Consider the following 19,045-nt stretch of genomic DNA (forward strand, 5'->3'; position numbering starts at 1 on the left):
AGCAAAAAAAGGAACCCCGCGTGGGGGCTCCCTTCAGACCCGGTGGGTCTTACCAGCGGTCGTTGCGGCGGCCGCCGAAGTCGCTCACGGGAGCGGCCTTCGTCACGACGATGTTCTTGGCCTGGGGGCCCTTGCCACGCTGGCCGTCTTCGATGTCGAATTCGACTTCGTCACCTTCGTTCAGCTTCTTGAAGCCGCTGCCCTGGATCGCGCTGAAGTGCGCGAAGATGTCGGGGCTGCCCTCGGACTGAATGAAACCGAAGCCTTTTTCCGCGTTGAACCATTTCACGATGCCTGCTGCCATAATCTCAACTCCTTGTTCTCCGGAAGACGCAAAACGCGCGCGAGCTCTTGCCTCGCGCGCGATCATGATGCGAACTTGGAAAACTACAGTGGGCAGTATACACCATTCCCCCTGCCGGTGTAGCCCACCGGTCGGCCGGCGGCATGACCGGCAGGAGGGTGCGTGGTCAGGGGTGTTCGAGAGGCGTGCGCGCCACCTCACCCGGCACGGCCGACCGGGGCAGCTCACTGCGGGTATTCGACAGGCACAGTCGCCCCATCAGCTCCCGCAGGTGCCCGGCGGACACCGGCAGCACCACGCGTCCCTGCAGGTACAGCGCGCTGTCACTCTGCGCCTGACGCACCACGTCCCGCAGGTACACCGTGTACGTGCGACCCTCGCGCGTGAACCGCACGCGGTCCATGGTGCCGGGCACCCAGGTGAAACTCAGATTGGCCGGATCGGCTGCTGTCATGTGACACTCCTTCCTGGCCCAGGGTGCTCACCAGACTCCCAGTGTGCGCCATGAACGCCCTGCCCGCACGTTGCCCTGTCCGTCAATCCCAGGACCGTCAGCGGGTGGACGTCACGTCGACCGTGGCGTCCAGCGTCCCCAGCGCCTCGCCGGTCACGATCAGCGCGTCCGGCGTGACCCGCACGTCCGTGACCTTCAGGGCGCGCAGTGTGCCGCCCAGCGTCACGCCGGGCGCCGGTGAGAACGGCAGCCGACCCTGAAGCTGTGCCCGCACCCCATCCAGGCGGGGCCGCAGGTCGAACCGGGCGGCCTGCGTCACGTACGCCTGCGCGCGGGCGTCCGCCAGCCACGCCAGCACCCGGCCGGTCAGGCCCGCGCGGCGCGTCGTGACCGTCACGTTCCGCAGCGTCAGCACCTGCCCTGCCGCGTCCAGGGTGGGCGTGCCACGCACGTCCGTCGTGGCATTCAACCGCAGGCCCAGCGGCCCGCTGATCTGAAGCTGCACGGCGGCGTTCAGCTGCGCCCCCCGCGGTGTCAGCGTCACGCCCGTGACCCGCAGCGTCGGCGAGGTCGGCACCGGCAGCGTCAACGTGCGTTTCGCCGCCTCGCGCGTGGCGGCCGCCGACAGTTCCGGGTAGGGGAGACGCACCGGCACGCTGAGGTTCACGTCCGGGGTCAGCGTGTCGCTGCGGCGCAGGGCCGGAAGGGGCAGCGCCGCCTGCGTGGGCGCGCGGCCCAGCCCGGCGTCCAGGCGCAACTGCGCGCCCAGCGTCACCTTCAGGGCGTCCGGCGTGAACCGGAACGGCGACACGCTCAGGTTCAGCGGCGTCACCCGCGCGTACGCGGCGTCCGGGGTGGGCAGCGCCCACGGCTGCTGCGCCCGCGCCCACAGGGTCCCCGCCCGCTCGCGCAGCCGCGCCTGCTCCCGCACCGCCGCGCGCACCTGCGCCGCCAGCGCGTCCAGCTGCGCCCGCACCTGCGCGTCCACCAGCGACTGCACGCTGACCCGCACGCCCTGCGCCAGCTCCACACTCAAGGGGTCGGTCCAGGTGTAGTCCCCTTTCACGGTCACGTCCGCCTCCCACTCCGGCGTTATGGTCGGCACCACCGTCAGCGCCACGGTCGCCTCACCCCCGAAGTCCCGCGCCAGGAACGCCCCCACCCCACCCGGCTCGGCGCGGAACGCCGCGCGAATCGGCACGCTGACCCGCAGCCCCGAACCGTCCGGCAGCGCCTGTACCTGCACGTGCCCCGCCCGCGTCACCGTTCCCGACAGCGACACCCGCAGCAGCCCCCCCAGGAACGAACGGTCCTCGTTCACCCGCGCGAACTCCAGCGGCACCCGCGCGTTCGCCGCGCCCTGCACCCCCGCCATTGGCACCGACACCGGCACCGTGACCGTCGAGGGAGCAGGGGCAGCCAGCGCAACAGAAGCAGACATGAGGGCAGTCAACACCACCGGCGTGAGACCACGCATCAGGCGAACGGAGGAGCGGAGCACAGCAGAGGCAGGCATCCTCCAGACGCTACCCGGCCCGCATGAGGTCTTACCCCGTGGATTAACCAAGCGTGACTACCTTCACGGTGCAGCGCGACCATCCGCCCCACGATCCCCGGCGCGCGCAGGAGCCCCCACATGACCCAGCCCATCCGCCCGTACCCCGCCGACGACCACGACCATCACGACGACCTGAACAACCTGGGCCTGCAGGCCGACACGAACATGCTCTCGCGCAGCGTCCTCGACCGCCGCCACGTGCTGGGCCTGGGCCTGCTCGGCATCGGGCTGCTGGCCAGCAGCCGCGTCAACGCTGCCACCGGGGCCGCCACCGGCACCAGCGCCGCCTGCACCCCCATCCCCAGCGAGACCGCCGGGCCGTACCCCGCCGACGGGTCGGTCGCCAGCGGCCAGAGCCTCAACGTCCTGACGCGCAGCGGCGTCGTCCGCCGCGACCTGCGCCGCAGCCTCGGCACCGGCAACGTGGCGCCCGGCGTGCCCCTGACCCTCACGCTGAAACTCGTCAACACGAATGGCAGCTGCGCGCCGCTGCGCGGGTACGCCGTGTACGCCTGGCACTGCACGGCCGACGGGAACTACAGCATGTACAGCTCCGGCGTCGTCGGCGAGGACTACCTGCGCGGCGTGCAGGTCAGCGACGCGGGCGGCAACGTCACCTTCCAGACCATCGTCCCTGGCTGCTACCCCGGCCGCTGGCCCACATCCACTTCGAGGTGTACCCCACCCTCGCCAGCGCCACGAACGCCCGCAGCAAGATCCAGACGTCACAGCTGGCCCTCCCGCAGGCCATGTGCCAGCAGACGTACACCCAGCCCGCGTACGGCAGCAGCGCCCGCTTCCTCTCGCAGACCAGCCTGAGCCGCGACAACATCTTCAGCGACGGATACGCCGCCCAGTTGCCCACCATTACCGGGAACGCCACCAAGGGGTACTCGGCCACCCTGACCGTCGGCCTCGCCCGCTGACCACCGGGACACCGGCGCCGCTCCCGTACCCTGAAGGGCATGTGGGCCCAGCACACCCTGACCCTGCCCGCGCGGCGGCGCGGCTTCCACCTCATCACCCGCGAGATCGCCGGGGCCGTCCCGGAACTGGGGCGGACCCGCGCCGGGCTGCTGCACGTCTTTCTTCAGCACACCAGCGCCAGTCTCACCCTGAACGAGAACGCCAGCCCCGACGTCCGCGCCGACTTCGAGACGTACTTCAACCACGCCGTGCCCGACGGCTGGGCGCCCTTCACGCACACCCTGGAAGGGGAGGACGACATGGCCGCGCACATCAAGGCCAGCCTCCTCGGCCCCAGCCTGACCCTGCCCGTCCAGCAGGGCCGCCTCGCGCTGGGCACGTGGCAGGGCGTGTACCTCTGCGAACACCGCGACCACGGCGGCCCCCGCAGGTTGATCCTCACGCTCAGTGGCGAGGCGGGCTGAGCGTCACTTCCCGAGTCGTTTCTGCACGTCCGCGAGTTCCTTCTCGGCGATGGCCAGGAAGTCGCCCCGGTCCTCCCAGTCCGAGGCTTTCAGGGCTGCGATGGCGTCCTGGTAGGCGGCGCGGGCGCGGGTGAGGTCGGCGGTCACGCCGTAGCCGAGGTGGTAGATGACGGCGAGCATCAGGGTGCCCAGGCCGTCCTTGCGGCTTGCGGCGTTCTGGGCGTACTGGCGGGCGCGGGCGTAGTCGTGCGGGTTCTTCAGCCGGGCGTCGCCGATCAGGTAATAGAAGGCCATGCGGCCCAGCGCCTGCGGGTGGTCGGCAGCGGCCGCCTGCGTGAACAGGTCGTAGGCGCGGGCGGCGTCGCGGGGGAGTTCGGAGTCGTCCTGCAGGTACAGTTCGCCCAGCCGGTACCGCAGTTCGGCCTGCTCGGCTGCACTGAGGTCCTCGCGTTTCAGGACGAACAGCAGGGCGCGTTCCGCCTCGCGGTCGTACTCGCCCAGGTGCAGCAGCCGGGCGAGCAGCACGCCGGCGCGGGTGGCGTCGCGGCTGGGACGGTCGGGGTTCTCCATGATCTCGGCCAGCCACCGCGCGGCGACCGTTGGGGGCACGTCGGGTTGCAGGCGCGGCGTGACCACCAGCGAGTTCATCTGGGTGTAGACCTGCTGCGCGACGATCACCCGGGCGTCCGGGTCGCCCAGCTCCGCCGCGCGGACGTACGCGGGGTACGCGGCTTTCAGGCCGCCCTCCTTCTGCTGAAGGGCCGCGAGGGTGAACAGGGCGCGCAGGACGTGCCCCAGGTCATCGGCGGTGCGGGGCGTGGTGCCCGCGAGTTTCAGCAGCCACGACCTCGACTCCGTGGGGTTGGCGGGGAGGCCGAATTCCCCGTTCAGGACCTCGATCACCCTGGCCATTCCGGCGGCCGAGCCACTCTGGGCCCAGCTTCGCGCGAGCTCGAGCCCCTTCTGGGGGTTTCTCAGGGCGCTCAGGGCCGGACTTCGGCTGACGTAGAAGGGTTCCTGTCCGGCATAGATGGCGAGCAGTGCACCCATGGCGTCATTGGAATTCAGGGCGGCTCCCCGTTGCAGGGTGATCAGCGCCGCCTTCAGGTCGAAGTGCGGGTTGGGGACGCCGTCCGTGTCAGCGTTGGCCTGCATGACGCCCAGCCAGTACATGGCTTCGGGCACGTTCTGCGCGGCCGCCTGCCGGAACAGGGTGTACGCCCGTTCCAGGTTCCGTCCGGTGTAGTACCCCTTCAAGTAGATCTGACCGAGTTCAAGTTGCGCCTGGGTGTTGCCGGCCTGCGCGGCGGCTTCGTATTCGCGGATACCGAGGGTGAAGTCGCCCTTCGTGAACGCGGCGTAGGCTTCGGGTAGGCCGGCGTGGGCGCCGCCCACGGTGAGCAGGAGGGTCAGGGTCAGGGCGCTCAGCCGGGAGGTTCGGGTCATGCGTTCATCATGACCGGCGCGCGGGACAGTTGGCGGGACAGCTTCAGTGGCGGGTGGTCCGGGGCGCGCTGTCCATCCACGGTAAACAAGTCCCGCCGGGTCGCCTGACGTTTCCCCTACACTGAGGCACGGTGCTGCGCGCCGTGTTTTTTTTGCCGGGCTTCAGGCCGGGCGGAAGGGGCAAGTCTGTGCGCGTGGCCGGAGGGCTGAGATGCCTGGAATCGCAATTGTGGGCGCCCAGTGGGGCGATGAGGGCAAGGGGAAGATCACGGATTTCCTCGCGCCGGAAGCCGAGTTCGTGGTGCGTTACCAGGGTGGCGCGAACGCCGGGCACACGGTGACCGCCAAGGGGCAGACGTTCAAGCTGAACCTGCTGCCCAGCGGCGTGCTGCACGACGGGACCGTCAGCGTGCTGGGCGACGGCATGGTGATCGACCCGGACAAGTTCCTGGAGGAACGCCGGAATCTGATCGCGGGCGGCCTGAACCCGGACCTGCGGATCAGTGACCGGGCGCATCTGGTGCTGCCGCATCACAAGTTCGTGGATGGCCGCAAGGACTTCGTGGGCACGACGGGGCGCGGGATCGGCCCGGCGTACGCGGACCGTGCGCGGCGCGTCGGGATCCGTTTCGGGGACCTGCTGGACGACGGCGTGCTGACCGAGCGCGTGGAGCGGCTGCTGGAGGCCAAGCCGAACAGCACCCGTGACGCGGGCTGGACCAGCGTGCAGGTCGCCATGGAGGCCCTGGCCCCCACGCGTGAGGCGCTGTCGCCGTTCGTGCAGGACACCGGCGCGCAGCTGCGCGAGGCGATCAAGGCGGGGCGGAACGTGCTGTTCGAGGGCGCGCAGGCGACCCTGCTGGACCTGAACTACGGCACGTACCCCTTCGTGACCAGCAGTCACCCCACGGTGGGCGGCATCCTGGTGGGTGCCGGCGTGAACCACAAGGCCATCCACAAGGTGTACGGCGTGGCGAAGGCCTTCAACACCCGCGTCGGGCACGGGCCGTTCGTGACCGAGGTGCACGACGACGCGGGCATCCTGCGCCTGCGTGGCGACGGCAGTAAACCCTGGGACGAGTTCGGCACGACGACGGGCCGCGCCCGCCGGGTGGGCTGGCTGGACCTGGCACTGCTGAAGTACGCGGTGGACGTGAACGGCCTGGACGGGCTGGTCATCAACAAGATGGACATCCTGGCGGGCCTGGACGAGATCCCGGTGTGCGTCGCGTACGACGCGGACGGGCAGCCCGTCTGGAAGAAGATGAAGGGCTGGGCCACCACCGACGGCGCCGACAGCCGCGCGACCCTCGCCAAAGAGGCGCAGGCGTACCTGGACCTGATCGAGGAGACCGTGGGCTGCCCCGTGGTGATCTTCTCGGCCGGGCCCGCGCGCGAGCAGACGTACGGCGAGGTCAGCTGGACGTAAGGGCTTCACCGTGGGGCGGGAGGGGTTCCCTGAGTGGGGGACTTCTCCCGTTTCGCCTGCAAGGCATTTGACAGTTGGCGGGGTGGGCGTCAGCCTACACTCCGCGCATTCATGTTCGCGCCGCTGAGTGCGGGGTGAGAAGGAGAGGCATCATGACGATAGAACCGCTGATCAGCGCCGCTGACGAGAAACAGGAGGTGCCGGGCCTGAGCGCCCTGACGCACGAGTGGCTGGGCGCCATCGGCGAGGACCCGGACCGCGAGGGGCTGCTGAAGACCCCGCACCGCGTCGCGAAAGCCTGGGGGTTCCTGACCGCCGGGTACCACAAGTCCCTGCAGGACGCCGTCGGGGACGCGGTGTTCGCGGCGGACGGCAGCGAGATGGTCATCGTGAAGGACATCGAGTTCTACTCCATGTGCGAGCACCACATGCTGCCCTTCTACGGCCGGGCGCACATCGCGTACATCCCGGACGGGAAGATCCTGGGCCTGAGCAAGTTCGCGCGGATCGTGGATCTGTACTCCCGCCGCCTGCAGGTGCAGGAACGCATCACGACGCAGATCGCGGACGCCGTGCAGGAGCTGCTGGAACCCAAGGGTGTGGCGGTCATGATGGAGGGCGTGCACCTGTGCATGGCGATGCGCGGCGTGCAGAAGCAGAACAGCAGCACCTCCACCAGCGCCATGCGCGGCCTGTTCAAGAGTGACGCCCGCACCCGCGCCGAATTCATGAGCGCGGTGCAGGGGACCCTGCGCGGACGCTGAGGACCGTCAAGAGGCCCGTCGAGAGGACCGGGGGGGAGCTGCTGTGCGGTTCCCCCTCAATCTTCAGGGGCGGTGATGGGCGCGTCAGGAGCGGACAGGTACGCTGGGCGGTGTGGATCGTCACGCGGTGATTGACGGTGTCGTGTCCGTTCCGGGGGGGCCGGGAGCGGGCGCCTGCGGACGAGGCCCCGGACTGCCGAGGTGGACGTGCTGCTGAACCTGTGCCTGCTGCTCACGGCGGCGTTCGTGCTGAGTCTCTCGTACCGCGAGTGGCCCGTGCGGCGCGCCCCGGCGGCGCACTGGGCCCGCGTGGCGTTCGCGGCGCTGACCGCCCTGCTGCTGGTGCAGTACGGCGCGTCCCTGGGCGACCTGAAGGTGGACCTGCGGTACGTGCCGGTGGCCCTCGTGACCCTGCGCTACGGGATCGGGGCGGGCGCACTGGTGGCCCTCGGGCCGGTGGGGTGGCGCCTCCTGGAATCCGAGGTGGGCGGCGCGGTCGCGCTCGCCAACGCCCTGAGCGTCCTGCTGCTGGGCGGGGTGCTGCGCGCCCGGCTGAACCTGAAGGGGCTGCGCGTGTCGCAGTGGCCGCTGCTGTTCGTGCCGTTCCTGGGCGTGGGACTGGCGGTGTTCGCGGTGCCCGGCGCGCAACCCCTGGCGCCGTGGCTGTACCTGGGCATGCTGGCGCTGCACGGCGCGGCCACCCTGGCGGTGCTGGGCGTCCTGAACGCGAGGCTGCAACTGCTGCGCCTGACCTACGAGGCGCGGCAGCAGTCCCGCCGGGACGACCTGACCGGACTGGGCAACCGGCAGGCCTTCGACGAGCGGCTGGCGCGCCTGCCCGCCGGGGACCAGCTGGTGCTGCTGGACGTCGATCAGTTCCGCCGCCTGAACGAGGAATTCGGCGCGGCCGTCGGGGACCGGGCGCTGCGGTACATCGCGCAGGTGCTGCGCGACGAGGTCGGCGAGGACGCGTACCGCCTGAGCGGCGAGGAGTTCGCGCTGCTGCTGGACCTGGGCAGCGAGACGGCCGCGCGCGCGGTCGTGGAGCGCGTGCAGGCCCGCCTGGCCGATCCGGGCGAGGTGCCGTGGGCGAACCTGAGCGTCTCGGCGGGCCTCGCGACGCGCCTGCCGCGCGAGCAGCCGGGCGAACTGCGCCACCGCGCGGACGAGGCGCTGTACCTCGCCAAGGCGAACGGCCGCAACCGGCTGGTGCTCAGCCCGCACGCGCCGCGCGCCCTGAATGCCGCCGCGCCCGCCAGCGAGATCCGCCCCCGGCACTCGCTGTGGCAGGCGCAGCGCTCCACGCTGAACCTGCTCGCGCAGCGCCGCCCGCTGACCGACGCGGACTGGCTGGAAGTCCTGCGCGGCGCGGTGGACACCCTGGACGGCGTGGAGGCCGCCAGCCTGAACATCCGCGAAGGCAACCGCTTCCGCATGTGCGCCGTGTTCGGCTACGAACCGGACCTGCTGGGCCTGGAATTCACGGAGTCCGCGCAGCTGCGCTGGTACGGCGCTCCGGCCGAGGACTGGCGGCGCGGGAAGCCGCGCTCGGCCACCATGAGCGACATGCAGCGCGCCTGGCTGGACGAGGACAGCGTCCTGAGCGGCACCGACAGCGAACGCCTGACCCGCGCGGGCCGCCGGGACCAGCTGCGCACGAACCTGTGCGTGCCGGTCGTGCTGGACGGCGAGGTGGTCGCGCACCTGAACCTCGACTCCCTGTCCCGCGAGGACGCCTTCCCGCCGGGCGTCATGCAGGACGCGCAGCTGTTCGCGCAGCAGATCGCGGCGCTGCTGCAACTCCAGGACCGCTGGCGGGAACTGGAGCAGCTGTCGCACCTGCACGCGCACCTGAGCCGCGCGGACGACGAGCAGCTCGCCACGCGCCTCGCGGACACCGCGCACGACCTGCTGCGCACCACGTACACCCTGCTGCTGCGCTACGACCCGTACACGGACACGCTGATCCCGGCAGCCGAGGCGGGCCTGGGCGTGAGCCCGCTGGAGGCCCCGCCCACCCTGGCGCGCGGCGAGGGACTGGCGTGGCGGGCGCTGAGCGCCGGGCACGTGATCCGCGTGGACGACATCCTGGCGGCGCGCGGCGCGTTCCGCCCGCCGGTCAGCCACCCGGACCGCCGGGCACTGATGGCCGTGCCGCTGCTGTCCCGCACGGGGGACCCGCTGGGCGCACTGTGCCTGCTGCGCGACCTGTCCCGGCCCTTCCGCACGCCGGACGAGGCGCTCGCGCAGATGCTCGCCAGTGTCGGCGCGCGGGTCATGGAGGGCCGCGCGCACGTCACGGACCTGGAGGTCACGGTGGACGCCGCGCTGAACATGCTGGGCGTGGCCCTCGAGGCGCGGGATTTCGAGACGCAGGGCCACACGCAGCGCGTGCAGGACCTCGCGCGGCGCATGGGCGAAGCGCTGCAGCTGAGCGGCCCGCAACTGACGGCCCTGCGGCGCGGCGCGGCCCTGCACGACATCGGGAAGCTGTGCATCCCGGACGCGGTGCTGCTCAAGCCCGGCGCGCTGAGCGCCGAGGAACGCGCGGTGGTCGAGCGGCACGCGCCGCTGGGCGCGGCCCTGGTGGCCCGCATTCCGTTCCTGGAACCCGAGGCGCAGCAGGTCGTGCGCTCGCACCACGAACGCTGGGACGGGCGCGGCTACCCGGACGGACTGGCGGGCACGCAGACGCCCCTGCTGGCGCGCGTGTTCGCGCTGTGCGACGTGTACGACGCGCTGACCAGCGAGCGGCCCTACAAGCGCGCCATGAGCCACGCGTCGGCACTGGCGGTCCTGCGTGACGGGCGCGGCACGCAGTTCGACCCGGACCTGCTGGACCTGTTCTGCCGGGTGGTGACGCCCCGGCCCGGCGTGGAATCCTGAGCACGCCGGGTGCGTCAGCCCGCGCTCAGGGCGGCGGGGGCGGCGCCTGCTCCAGGGCCTGTTCCAGCGCCCGCCAGGGCAGCAGCGCGCATTTGCGCCGGGCATGCAGGCGGCTGACGCCCGCCAGGGCCAGCAGGTCACCCAGGTGCGCGTCACCCGGTTCCTCGCCCATGACCATCGCGCGGAACTGCCGGGCCAGCGCGTGGGCCTCCTCGACCGTCTTTCCGGTCAGGGCGACCGTCATCAGGCTGGCGCTGCTCTGACTGATCGCGCAGCCCTTCCCGCTGAACGTCACCGCCAGGCGGCCCTGCGGCACGTCGGCCCAGACGGTCACCTGATCCCCGCAGCCCGGGTTGTCCAGCGTGACCCCCGCCACGCCGTCCAGCGCTCCGGTGTGGCGCGGTCGGCGCTGGTGGTCGGCGATGATCTGCTTGGCGACCGCCTCGGGCAGCATGGTCACTCCGGGCGGGCGAGGCGCAGCGCGGCGGCGCGGAGCATCTGCACGCCGGTCTCCAGGCTGGTCTCGTCGATGGTGAAGCGCGGGTGGTGGTGCGGCCAGCGGCTGTCGGCGTCGTCACTGCCGGACCCGACGTTGAAGTACGCCCCCGGGGCTTTTTCCAGGTACGCGCTGAAGTCCTCGCCGCCCATGGTGGGTTTCGCGTCCCGGAAGCGCTCCTCGCCCACCACGTCCAGCGCGATGTCCTTCAGCTGGGCCGCGACCCAGTCCGTGTTGATCAGCGGGCGGTACCCGAACTCGTAGCGCAGGTCGTACGTGGCGCCGTGCGCGTCGCAGATGCCCCGCACGACCCGCTCGATCAGCTGCGGCGCCCGCTCGCGCAGCGCCGGGTCGAACGTGCGGACCGTGCCCATCAGTTCCGCCGTGTCGGGAATGACGTTGTGGGTCGTGCCGCTCGTGAACTTCGTGACGCTGACCACCAGCGCGTCCTGCGCGGCCACCATGCGGCTCACGACGTGCTGGAGGTTCGTGACGACCTGCGCGCCCACCGCGATGGGGTCGACGGTCTCCTCGGGGTGCGCGCCGTGCCCGCCCTTCCCGCGGATGGTGAGTTCGATGGTGTCGGGCGCCGCCATGAACGCTCCGGGTTTCACGGCGACCACCCCGGCGGGCAGCTGACTGTTCAGGTGCAGGCCCGTGACGACGTCCACGCCGTCCATCAGGGGGGTGTTCATGACGAGTTCCTCGGCGCCGCCGGGACCGATCTCCTCGGCGTGCTGGAAGATCATGCGGATCTCGCCCGGCACGTTCGCGGCGTCCCCGGCGAGGAGCTGCGCCGTGCCCAGCAGGATCGCGGTGTGCCCGTCGTGCCCGCAGGCGTGCATCACGCCGGGGGTCTGAGAGGCGAACTCGAAGGTGTTTTCCTCGTGGATGGGCAGCGCGTCGATGTCCGCGCGCAGCAGCACGGTGCGGCCCGGCTGCCCGCCCCGCAGGACGGCCAGGACGCTGGTCGCGGTGGGGCGCGACACGCTCAGGCCCGGCATCTTCCGCAGTGCGCCCTCGATGTACGCGGCAGTTTCATGCTCCGCGAACCCCACCTCGGGGTGCATGTGCAGGTGGCGGCGCCACGCCACGAGCTGCCCACGAAGTTCCTCCACCCGGTCACCTGTTGTGGTCATGCCCCAGCCTAGCGCCTGACGCGCCGGAACGAGGGCACGCCCCCCGGGCTCATCCTGGCAGGCGGGACGTGCGGCCCTTCCTAGAGCAGTTCTCCGAATTACGGCATCAGGAAAAGAGCCTCCTGATGCCTCCATTCTCCGTCCTGCTCGTTGAAATTCACTCGCTCCGCTCGGCCAGAAAGACTGCATCTTTATGGCAAATGCTCTAGTCCTAAGCGCCGGGTTTCGCGCCGCGCGGCGGTATCCTGCGCGTCATGGCGTATCAGGCGGTCATTGGTCTGGAAGTTCACCTGCAGCTGAAGACGAAATCGAAGATCTTCAGCGCGTGCCCGCAGGAGTATCACGGCGCGGAGCCGAATTCGTTCACGGATCCGTTCACGCTGGGCCTGCCCGGCACCCTGCCGACCCTGAACCGCGAGGCGGTGGAACTCGCCATGATGTTCGGGCTGGGCCTGAACTGCGACGTGGCGGGCTTCACGCAGTTCCACCGCAAGAACTACTTCTACCCGGACGCCCCGAAGAACTTCCAGCTGTCCCAGTACGACCGGCCCATCGCCCGGGACGGGTTCCTGGACGTGACGCTGGAGGACGGGACCACGCACCGTATCCGCATCAAGCGCGCGCACCTGGAGGACGACGCGGGGAAACTCACGCACCCCACGTACGCGCCGTACTCGATGCTGGACCTGAACCGCGCCGGGTCCAGCCTGCTGGAGATGGTCACCGAGGCCGACATCGTGAGCGCCGAGCAGGCCCGCGCGTTCCTGGAGAGCGTGCAGGCCATCGCGCAGGCGCTGGGCGTCAGCGACGCGGCGCCCGAGGAAGGCAAGATGCGCTGCGACGTGAACCTCAGCCTGCATAGGCCCGGCGAGCCGTGGGGCACGAAGTGCGAGGTGAAGAACCTCAACTCGTTCCGCAGCGTGGCGCGCGCCATCGAGTTCGAGACGGCCCGGCAGGCGCGCATCCTGGACGCCGGTGGGCGCATCACGCAGGACACCCTCGGCTGGGACGAGGGCGGGCAGAAGACGTTCCTGATGCGCACCAAGGAGGGCGAGGCCGACTACCGTTACTTCCCCGAGCCGGACCTGCCGCCGCTGGACATCACGCCCGAGTGGATCGCCCGCGTCCGCGCGCGGATGCCCGAGCTGCCCGCGCAGAAGCTGGAGCGGTACCTCGCGGCGGGCGTGCGCGCGGCGGACGCGCAGACCCTGAGCCTCAGCGTGCCCCTGTCGCGCTTCTTCGACGAGGCGCTGACCGCGCAATCCCGCCCGGATGCCCAGAAAGTGGATGCCCAGAAGCTGGATGCCCAGAAACTCGCGAACTGGCTGCTGGGCGACGTGTCCGGCCTGCTCGCCGCGCGCGAGGAGACGCTGGACGGCAGCGCCCTGCGGCCCGCGCACCTCGCCGCACTCGTGGGCCTGATCGACGCGGGCACCATCAGCGGCAAGATCGCCAAGGACCTGCTGCCCGACGTGCTGGCCGGGCACGACCCCGCCGCGCTGGTGCAGGAGCGCGGCCTGAGCGTCGTGACCGACACGGCGGCCATCGACGCCGCCATCGACGCCGCGATGGCCGCCGACCCCGCCACCGTCGAGAAGGTGCGCGGCGGGAATGCGAAGGCCATGAACGCGCTGTTCGGGCCGGTCATGAAGGCCATGGGCGGGCAGGCCAAGCCGGAGGTGGTGCGCGAGCGCCTGACCGCGAAACTGGGCCTGTCGTGACCCCCGGGTCCATCACCCCGGGGCGCTGGCGCGCCGCCGCCCTGGGGGCCCTGTGGACGCTGGTCGCCGCGACCCTCGCGCTGGGCGCGTACAGCCTGTGGCGCGCGGGCCTGGACGACCAGTTCGCGTGGCTGGCGACCCTGCGCGCCCTGCTGGCCGCCGTGATTCTCGTGTGGTGGACGCAACTCCTGGCGCGCTACACGCTGGCGCAGCCCACCCCGGACGGGGACGGCGTGCTGCGCTCCCTGCGCGGCCTGTTCCCGTGGCTGACGTCCCTGCGGCTGGCGCTGTGGGCCCTGAGCGCCCTGGTGTACCTCAGCGGCAGCGTGAACGCGAACCCGGTCGCGCTGACCGCCATCGCCAGCATCGAACTGGGGTTCATCCTGGCGAAGAACGCCGTGTACGGCAGCCTCGTGCGCGCCGCACCCCACCCGGAGGACCCGGCGGCCCGCGCGCGGCTGCTGTCGTGGCTGAACGTCGCCGCGCCCCTGAGCCTCGCACTGGGCGTCGTGAACGTCGTACCCGTCGCGGGCCTGGGCGGAGCACCCGACGCGGTCAGCCTGGGCGTGTACGGCCTGCACGCCCTGCTGGACGTGGCGGCCACCCTGTTGGCCCTGAAGGCCGTGCAGACCGCCCCACAGCCCCAACCGGCCTGAACGAGAAGAAGGCGCGGCCACCACGTTCCGGGGGCCGCGCCTTCCTGTGAATGGGGGTTACGCGCTGAGCGGCAGCACGACCGCGCGGGCCTTCTCGCCGTCCGCGCGGGGGCGCAACGTCAGGACCAGCAGCGTCGTGTCGGCCCGCAGCAGGTACGGCAGCCAGGAGTGATTCAGGGTCGCCAGGGCGCGGGAGGCTTCACTGGCCGGGACGCCGCGCAGCACCAGCACCGCGCGGTTGGCCCCCGCGTCGCTGTACAGGTCGGCCGCGCCGAACAGGTCCTCCCCGGACAGGGAACGGAATTCAAATTGATGATTGCGCCTCAGCAGGTGCATGGGGTTCTCCTTGAAACTGACTTGGATGCCACCAGCCTACCCGGTGACCCGGTGGCCTTTGTCCCCACCGTGCAGAAGTTGTCCAGCATGTCCGTCCCACGCAGCATGCCCCGCGTGTGTCAAACGGGTGTGAAAGAACCGTGTGCAGTATGGGCGGCCCCTACACTGGGCGTCGTGAGTGCCCCCATCAGCGACCTGCTGCGCGAATACCAGGAATACGTGCTCGCCTACCGCCTGCGCCGCGCCGTGGGCGGCCGCGTCACGCCGCCCGGCGAGCAGCTGCGCCTGAGCGAGTACGCCGCGCTGCGCCTGGAACGCCAGGACCTCGCCCGCTCACTGGTGCGGCGCGGTCTGGACGGCGCGCGCATGCGCCGACTGGACACCCTGAGCGACCAGCTGATGTTCGGCTTCTGGCTGAACCCCTCGGAGGTCGCCGCGTTCCTGCGCGCCGCGATCCGCGAGGGCAGCCACCCCGCGCTGGGCGACCCGGCCGCGTTCGCGCGCCTGCTGACGCCCGCCGAGCAGGCCCGCCTCGGGGCAGGCGGCGTCGCGCAGGTGTGCGCGCATCACATCGCGTGCTTCGCGCTGGCCGCACCGATGCTCGACCCGGACGGCCTGAACGCCGCGTGGCAGCGGATCGAGGCGACCCGCCCGCCCCTCTTCCTGGACGAACTGCAGCAGCCCGCCCCGTAGCTGCTCACCTGAGGCAGCGGCCCGCCGCGCGGCGTGATTCACTCGGCGCATGACCGCTGCGTTCGGAACGGCCCTGCTCGGCGCGCTGCGCGCCCTGCTGCCCCGCGCCTGCCCCGGCTGCGGCGCGCAACTCGGCGCGCACACCGGACTGTGCCCCGCCTGCCGCGCCGCCCTACGCCCCCAGGTGCAGGCCCACAGTCCCCTGCGCGCCCGGCCGGAACCGCACCTCGTGACGCTCGGCCCCTACAGCGGCGTGCGCCGACGCGCCGTGCGGGAACTGAAATTCGCGCAGGCCCGCGACCTCGCCCGCATTCTCGGCGAGGCGCTCGCCACCGGCGTTCCCGCCGACTGGAACGTGCAGGCCGTCATTCCCGTCCCGCTGCACCCCGACCGGCAGCGCCAGCGCGGCTTCAATCAGGCCGAACTGCTGGGCCGCGCCCTGGCCAGCGCCCTGGCGGTCCCCTGCGTTCCCGCCCTGATCCGCACGCACGCCACAGCCCAGCAGGCCCGGCGGCACGCCGCGCAGCGTGAGGACCTGCACGGCGCGTTCCGCGCGCACGAGGGCTTCCTGCCCAGCGGCCCGGTCCTGCTGATCGACGACGTCCTGACCACCGGGCACACCGCGCAGGCCTGCCAGGACGCGCTGAAACAGGCGGGCGCGCCGCAGGTGTACGTCGCCGTCGTCGCCCGCTGACGCGAAAAGCGGGAGCGCAGCGGGCTCTTCCCGTCCCCCCTCCCGCCCTGGCCTGCGTCAGCTCAGGCGCTCGCCTGCCGTCACGGCGTCCGGCAGCCAGTTCTCGCGGGGCGGCAGCGGGCAGGTCCAGCCGTCCCCGTACGCGCAGTACGGATGGTACGCCAGATTGAAATCCACCCGCACCAGCGCGCCGTCCCCACCCAGCTGCCGGTCCAGTGGGGCGTCCAGGTAACGGCCCGCGCCGTACGTGGTGTCGCCACTGGTGGCGTCGCGGAACGGAATGAACACCCGCTCCGGGCGATCCTCACCCAGCGGGGCGAAGACCAGCAGCGTCCGCTCGCCGTCGGGCAGGGGCAGCTGCACATGCCCGACGCGGGCCATGGTGCGCGTCTCGCCGGTGTTCGTCTCCAGCGTCCACTCGGCGCCCCCGTCCTGCGGCAGCGGGTCGAGCAGCACCGTGAACGCCCACGCCTCGTCCGGCGGGAAGTACGACAGGCCCGCGAACGCCGCCGGGTCCACCGGACCGCGCCCCGCCGCGAAATGCTCGTCCTTGCGGCGGCGGAAGTCCAGCACCGCCGCCTCGTACGCCGAGGCGGTCACGTTAGAAATCCACCCGCACGCGCTCCCCGGCGTACTCCACGACGTCCCCACGGCGCAGTTTCTTGCGGCGCCGAGTCTCGATCTCACCGTTCAGGCGCACCTCGCCGCCCTGCACGCGGAACTTCGCCTCGCCGCCCGTCTCCACCATGCCGCGCATCTTCAGGAAGTCCTGAAGGTCGATCGTGTCCTGCTCGGGATACCCTCGTTCACCAGTCATGCCGCGCAGCGTAGCAGCGCCCCGCCCCACCTGTCTGTGATGGGATTGTGGGATGTGGGCTCACTCTGGCGGATTCCGTCTGTTCCGCTGACGACCCGGAAGGGCGCCGGGTCGTCAGCTCCACGCCCGGACCCCGCATGTCTCCCACTCGCTCCGCTCGGACTGGACTGGTCGTGCCGACCAGCCCAGCGGAGTCACAGCTTGTACTGCGCGCTGAACAGTTTCAGGTCGGCGTCGTCCACCTTGCCGTTGCCGTCCAGGTCGCCGATGCTGGTCGACTTGCCGTAGTTGTTCATCAGCAGCGCCAGGTCGGTCAGGTCGATCTTCCCGTCGCCGTTCAGGTCCGCGCCGCTCAGGCGGGCGCGGGCGCTGGCTGTCGTCCAGTCGGTGAGGTTCCACTCGCGGGTCAGTTCGGCGCGGATGGCGTCCTGCAGGTTCAGCGGGCCGCGCGGGTTGAACTCGATGCGGCGCTCGGTGCCGCTGCCGAAGCTGCGGGCGGCGACGTCCGGACTGAAGGGCGCGGCGCCGCCCAGCGTCAGGATGGGGCCGCCGCTGGTGTCCAGCGTGACCGGGAAGTCCGGCGTGGACAGGGCGGCCAGCGCGGCCTGCACGGCTTTCGTCAGTTCCTCGCCCTGCGGGCGGAGTTTGACGGTCACGGCACCGGCGGTCCCCGCGAGGGTCAGCAGGGCAGGCAGCAGGAGGGTCCGGGCGCGCATCACTTGCCTCCTCTGGCGCCCAGCAGCGCCTCACGCAGTTTCGCGGGGTCGGTGATGTCGCCCGCCGCGACCTTCCCGGCGGTCACGGGGTACAGCCCCTGGTTGAAGCCCACGACCGGGCTGTCCAGCCTGGACGCGTACAGCAACGCCACGACCTCCAGCCCCGCGCGCAGGTCGGGCAGGCCGTCTACGCCTTTCAGGACGAACAGGGCGGGCTTGCCGTCCTGCTGAGGCAGCTTCGCGGCGTCCCCGGCGATGGTCTCGGTGACGGTCAGCGGGTACGCGAGGTACGTGACCTCCCCGTCCTTCACCTCGGCGGGGGTGCCCAGCGTGGCGCGGACGATCACCTCGGCCCGCTGCGCCTGCTGCGCCAGCGTCAGCGTGGGCGCCGTGGTCGCCAGGGCAGGGGAGAGCATGGTCAGGGCCGCGCCCAGCAGCAGCGTGCGCGCGTTCACTTGCCACCTCCGGTGCCGTCAGAAGGCGGAGGAGTGGGGTTCGGTTCGGTCTTCGGCGGGTCCGTCTTCGGGGCCTCGGTGGGCGGGGTGGTGTCCGTGCCGGTCTTCGGCGCGTCGGTCGGGGTGGAAGTGCCCGGCTGCGCGTCGCCCGGTTTCGCCTCCGGGGCTTTTTCCTGCGCCGCCTTTTCCTGGGCCGCTTTCTGCTCGGCGGCCTTCTGCTCGTCGAGTGTCTTCTGCTCGGCGGCCGTCAGTTTCTGCGCGAGCACCTTGCCGTCCCCGCCGCGCGCCTCGTAGCCCAGGTCGGGGCTGCTCAGGGTGACGGGCGCGCCCGGTTTCACGCTGATCAGCGCCACGCGCGCGCCGCTGCGGGGCACCGCCTTGAAGCCCAGGTCCACCGTCAGGCGCGGGCCGTCCTGCCGCCAGAACAGCAGCGCGCCCCCCTCCGGCTGCACGCGCGTGACCGTCACGTTCGCCGGCAGGGTCCACGTGACGCGCGCGGCCCGCACGCTGCGCGGCGCGGCGATCAGCAGCGGCACGCGCGTCTCGCCGCGGATCTCACCCGTCGGCAGGGTCAGGCTGAGGCTCAGCGGCGGCAGTTCCTGCACGTTCAGGGTGTAGGACTTCTGCTTGCTGCTCAGCGTGGAATCCGTGACCTCCAGCGTGAAGGTGTACGTCCCGGTCTTCGTGGGCGTGCCGCTCAGGGTTGTGCCGTTCCCGGTCAGGTTCAGGCCCGGCGGGAAGGTCCCCTCGATCTTGCGGATGGTGTACGGCCCCGCGCCGCCCGCGACCTCGATGGGCGCCGAATACGGTTCCTGGAGGTACACCGCGGGCAGGCCGCTGGCGCGGTCGTTGAAGTACAGCGCGTCGCGCGCACTGGTGCTGGAGGTGCCGGTCAGGTCCTGCCCGCAGGCACCCAGCATCAGGGGCAGCGCGCAGGCCAGCAGGACGCCCAGCCCCCGCCGGGCAGCGAAACGCGAATGTGCCATGCCCCGCAGTGTAGCCGCGCCGGGCCGCGCGGCGGTGAACGAACCGTGATACCGCCGGGCTCGCCGCAGCCCGAATCGTGCCCGACTTCCCGCACGGCCCGGCG

At 71.4% G+C, this 19,045-nt stretch carries 22 protein-coding genes; 10 read left to right on the forward strand and 12 right to left on the reverse strand.

All coding sequences use genetic code 11. The features are described from left to right. Nucleotides 1-49: 49 nt before the first annotated feature. The 3 genes from EXW95_RS14470 to EXW95_RS14480 all read right to left on the reverse strand — a co-directional run bounded on the left by EXW95_RS14470 (nt 50) and on the right by EXW95_RS14480 (nt 2,199). The gene (locus EXW95_RS14470) at nt 50-304 is read right to left on the reverse strand and encodes a cold-shock protein (RefSeq protein WP_174368033.1); all 255 of its coding nucleotides are present in this window, start codon (nt 302-304) and stop codon (nt 50-52) included. A gap of 166 nt (nt 305-470) precedes the next feature. Next, on the reverse strand, nt 471-758 hold the full coding sequence (locus tag EXW95_RS14475; RefSeq protein ID WP_174368034.1) for a hypothetical protein: 288 nt from the start codon (nt 756-758) through the stop codon (nt 471-473). A gap of 97 nt (nt 759-855) precedes the next feature. Continuing rightward, a complete protein-coding gene (locus EXW95_RS14480) occupies nt 856-2,199 on the reverse strand; it encodes a DUF4403 family protein (protein WP_254605633.1) in 1,344 nt (447 codons plus the stop codon). Nucleotides 2,200-2,394: 195 nt separating this feature from the next. Between EXW95_RS14480 and EXW95_RS14485 the strand changes: the two genes are divergently transcribed. From EXW95_RS14485 to EXW95_RS14490, 3 genes are read left to right on the forward strand one after another with little or no spacing between them, the layout of a single operon-like run. Then, complete coding sequence (locus EXW95_RS14485) at nt 2,395-3,135, forward strand: hypothetical protein (RefSeq protein ID WP_254605636.1); 741 nt, start codon at nt 2,395-2,397, stop codon at nt 3,133-3,135. After that, the gene (locus EXW95_RS20740; RefSeq protein ID WP_254605639.1) at nt 3,066-3,242 is read left to right on the forward strand and encodes a hypothetical protein; all 177 of its coding nucleotides are present in this window, start codon (nt 3,066-3,068) and stop codon (nt 3,240-3,242) included. Before EXW95_RS14485 ends, EXW95_RS20740 begins: the two co-directional genes overlap by 70 nt. A 39-nt stretch (nt 3,243-3,281) precedes the next feature. Next, nucleotides 3,282-3,707, forward strand: a complete 426-nt coding sequence (locus tag EXW95_RS14490; RefSeq protein ID WP_174368036.1) for a secondary thiamine-phosphate synthase enzyme YjbQ — start codon at nt 3,282-3,284, stop codon at nt 3,705-3,707. Nucleotides 3,708-3,710: 3 nt separating this feature from the next. Here the strand turns inward: EXW95_RS14490 and EXW95_RS14495 are convergent, their stop codons facing one another. After that, entirely contained in the window at nt 3,711-5,153 is a 1,443-nt protein-coding gene (locus EXW95_RS14495) for a tetratricopeptide repeat protein (RefSeq protein ID WP_174368037.1), read from the reverse strand. 211 nt (nt 5,154-5,364) lie between these two features. Here EXW95_RS14495 and EXW95_RS14500 point away from each other — a divergent pair, with 211 nt between their 5' ends. From EXW95_RS14500 to EXW95_RS14510, 3 genes are all read left to right on the forward strand, one after another. Continuing rightward, on the forward strand, nt 5,365-6,582 hold the full coding sequence (locus EXW95_RS14500) for an adenylosuccinate synthase (RefSeq protein WP_174368038.1): 1,218 nt from the start codon (nt 5,365-5,367) through the stop codon (nt 6,580-6,582). A gap of 152 nt (nt 6,583-6,734) precedes the next feature. Next, nucleotides 6,735-7,346 carry a GTP cyclohydrolase I FolE gene (gene folE / locus EXW95_RS14505; RefSeq protein ID WP_174368039.1) on the forward strand — a complete coding sequence of 204 codons (612 nt, stop codon included), beginning with the start codon at nt 6,735-6,737 and terminating at the stop codon, nt 7,344-7,346. Nucleotides 7,347-7,553: 207 nt separating this feature from the next. After that, entirely contained in the window at nt 7,554-10,232 is a 2,679-nt protein-coding gene (locus EXW95_RS14510) for an HD domain-containing phosphohydrolase (RefSeq protein ID WP_174368040.1), read from the forward strand. 25 nt (nt 10,233-10,257) lie between these two features. Here the strand turns inward: EXW95_RS14510 and sufU are convergent, their stop codons facing one another. Beyond that, nucleotides 10,258-10,686 carry a Fe-S cluster assembly sulfur transfer protein SufU gene (sufU, locus tag EXW95_RS14515; RefSeq protein WP_174368041.1) on the reverse strand — a complete coding sequence of 143 codons (429 nt, stop codon included), beginning with the start codon at nt 10,684-10,686 and terminating at the stop codon, nt 10,258-10,260. Nucleotides 10,687-10,688: 2 nt separating this feature from the next. After that, entirely contained in the window at nt 10,689-11,867 is a 1,179-nt protein-coding gene (locus tag EXW95_RS14520) for a M20 family metallopeptidase (protein ID WP_174368042.1), read from the reverse strand. Between the two features lie 254 nt (nt 11,868-12,121). Here EXW95_RS14520 and gatB point away from each other — a divergent pair, with 254 nt between their 5' ends. Continuing rightward, complete coding sequence (gatB, locus tag EXW95_RS14525; protein ID WP_174368043.1) at nt 12,122-13,588, forward strand: Asp-tRNA(Asn)/Glu-tRNA(Gln) amidotransferase subunit GatB; 1,467 nt, start codon at nt 12,122-12,124, stop codon at nt 13,586-13,588. Further along, a complete protein-coding gene (locus EXW95_RS14530; RefSeq protein ID WP_371810084.1) occupies nt 13,585-14,244 on the forward strand; it encodes a hypothetical protein in 660 nt (219 codons plus the stop codon). The genes gatB and EXW95_RS14530 overlap by 4 nt, the downstream gene beginning before the upstream one ends. Before the next feature lie 57 nt (nt 14,245-14,301). Here EXW95_RS14530 and EXW95_RS14535 read toward each other — a convergent pair whose 3' ends face one another. Then, the gene (locus EXW95_RS14535; protein ID WP_174368044.1) at nt 14,302-14,580 is read right to left on the reverse strand and encodes a hypothetical protein; all 279 of its coding nucleotides are present in this window, start codon (nt 14,578-14,580) and stop codon (nt 14,302-14,304) included. 174 nt (nt 14,581-14,754) lie between these two features. On the opposite strand from EXW95_RS14535, the gene EXW95_RS14540 reads away from it, so the two are divergent. Next, on the forward strand, nt 14,755-15,273 hold the full coding sequence (locus EXW95_RS14540; RefSeq protein ID WP_371810085.1) for a hypothetical protein: 519 nt from the start codon (nt 14,755-14,757) through the stop codon (nt 15,271-15,273). Between the two features lie 49 nt (nt 15,274-15,322). Then, nucleotides 15,323-15,967: a ComF family protein gene (locus EXW95_RS14545; RefSeq protein WP_174368045.1), complete on the forward strand. Its 645-nt coding sequence runs from the start codon at nt 15,323-15,325 to the stop codon at nt 15,965-15,967. Nucleotides 15,968-16,024: 57 nt separating this feature from the next. Here the strand turns inward: EXW95_RS14545 and EXW95_RS14550 are convergent, their stop codons facing one another. The 5 genes from EXW95_RS14550 to EXW95_RS14570 form a co-directional block, all read right to left on the reverse strand. Next, nucleotides 16,025-16,567 carry a DUF1684 domain-containing protein gene (locus tag EXW95_RS14550; RefSeq protein WP_174368046.1) on the reverse strand — a complete coding sequence of 181 codons (543 nt, stop codon included), beginning with the start codon at nt 16,565-16,567 and terminating at the stop codon, nt 16,025-16,027. A gap of 1 nt (nt 16,568) precedes the next feature. Beyond that, a complete protein-coding gene (locus tag EXW95_RS14555) occupies nt 16,569-16,784 on the reverse strand; it encodes an RNA-binding S4 domain-containing protein (RefSeq protein WP_174368047.1) in 216 nt (71 codons plus the stop codon). A gap of 194 nt (nt 16,785-16,978) precedes the next feature. After that, entirely contained in the window at nt 16,979-17,500 is a 522-nt protein-coding gene (locus EXW95_RS14560; protein ID WP_174368048.1) for a hypothetical protein, read from the reverse strand. Next, nucleotides 17,500-17,955 carry a hypothetical protein gene (locus EXW95_RS14565; RefSeq protein WP_371810086.1) on the reverse strand — a complete coding sequence of 152 codons (456 nt, stop codon included), beginning with the start codon at nt 17,953-17,955 and terminating at the stop codon, nt 17,500-17,502. Before EXW95_RS14565 ends, EXW95_RS14560 begins: the two co-directional genes overlap by 1 nt. Continuing rightward, nucleotides 17,952-18,941 (reverse strand): Ig domain-containing protein, encoded by a 990-nt coding sequence (locus EXW95_RS14570; RefSeq protein WP_174368049.1) that lies wholly within the window; start codon nt 18,939-18,941, stop codon nt 17,952-17,954. Before EXW95_RS14570 ends, EXW95_RS14565 begins: the two co-directional genes overlap by 4 nt. Nucleotides 18,942-19,045 lie beyond the last annotated feature (104 nt).

It is taken from the genome of Deinococcus sp. JMULE3 (genome assembly GCF_013337115.1).
Taxonomy (GTDB): Bacteria; Deinococcota; Deinococci; order Deinococcales; family Deinococcaceae; genus Deinococcus.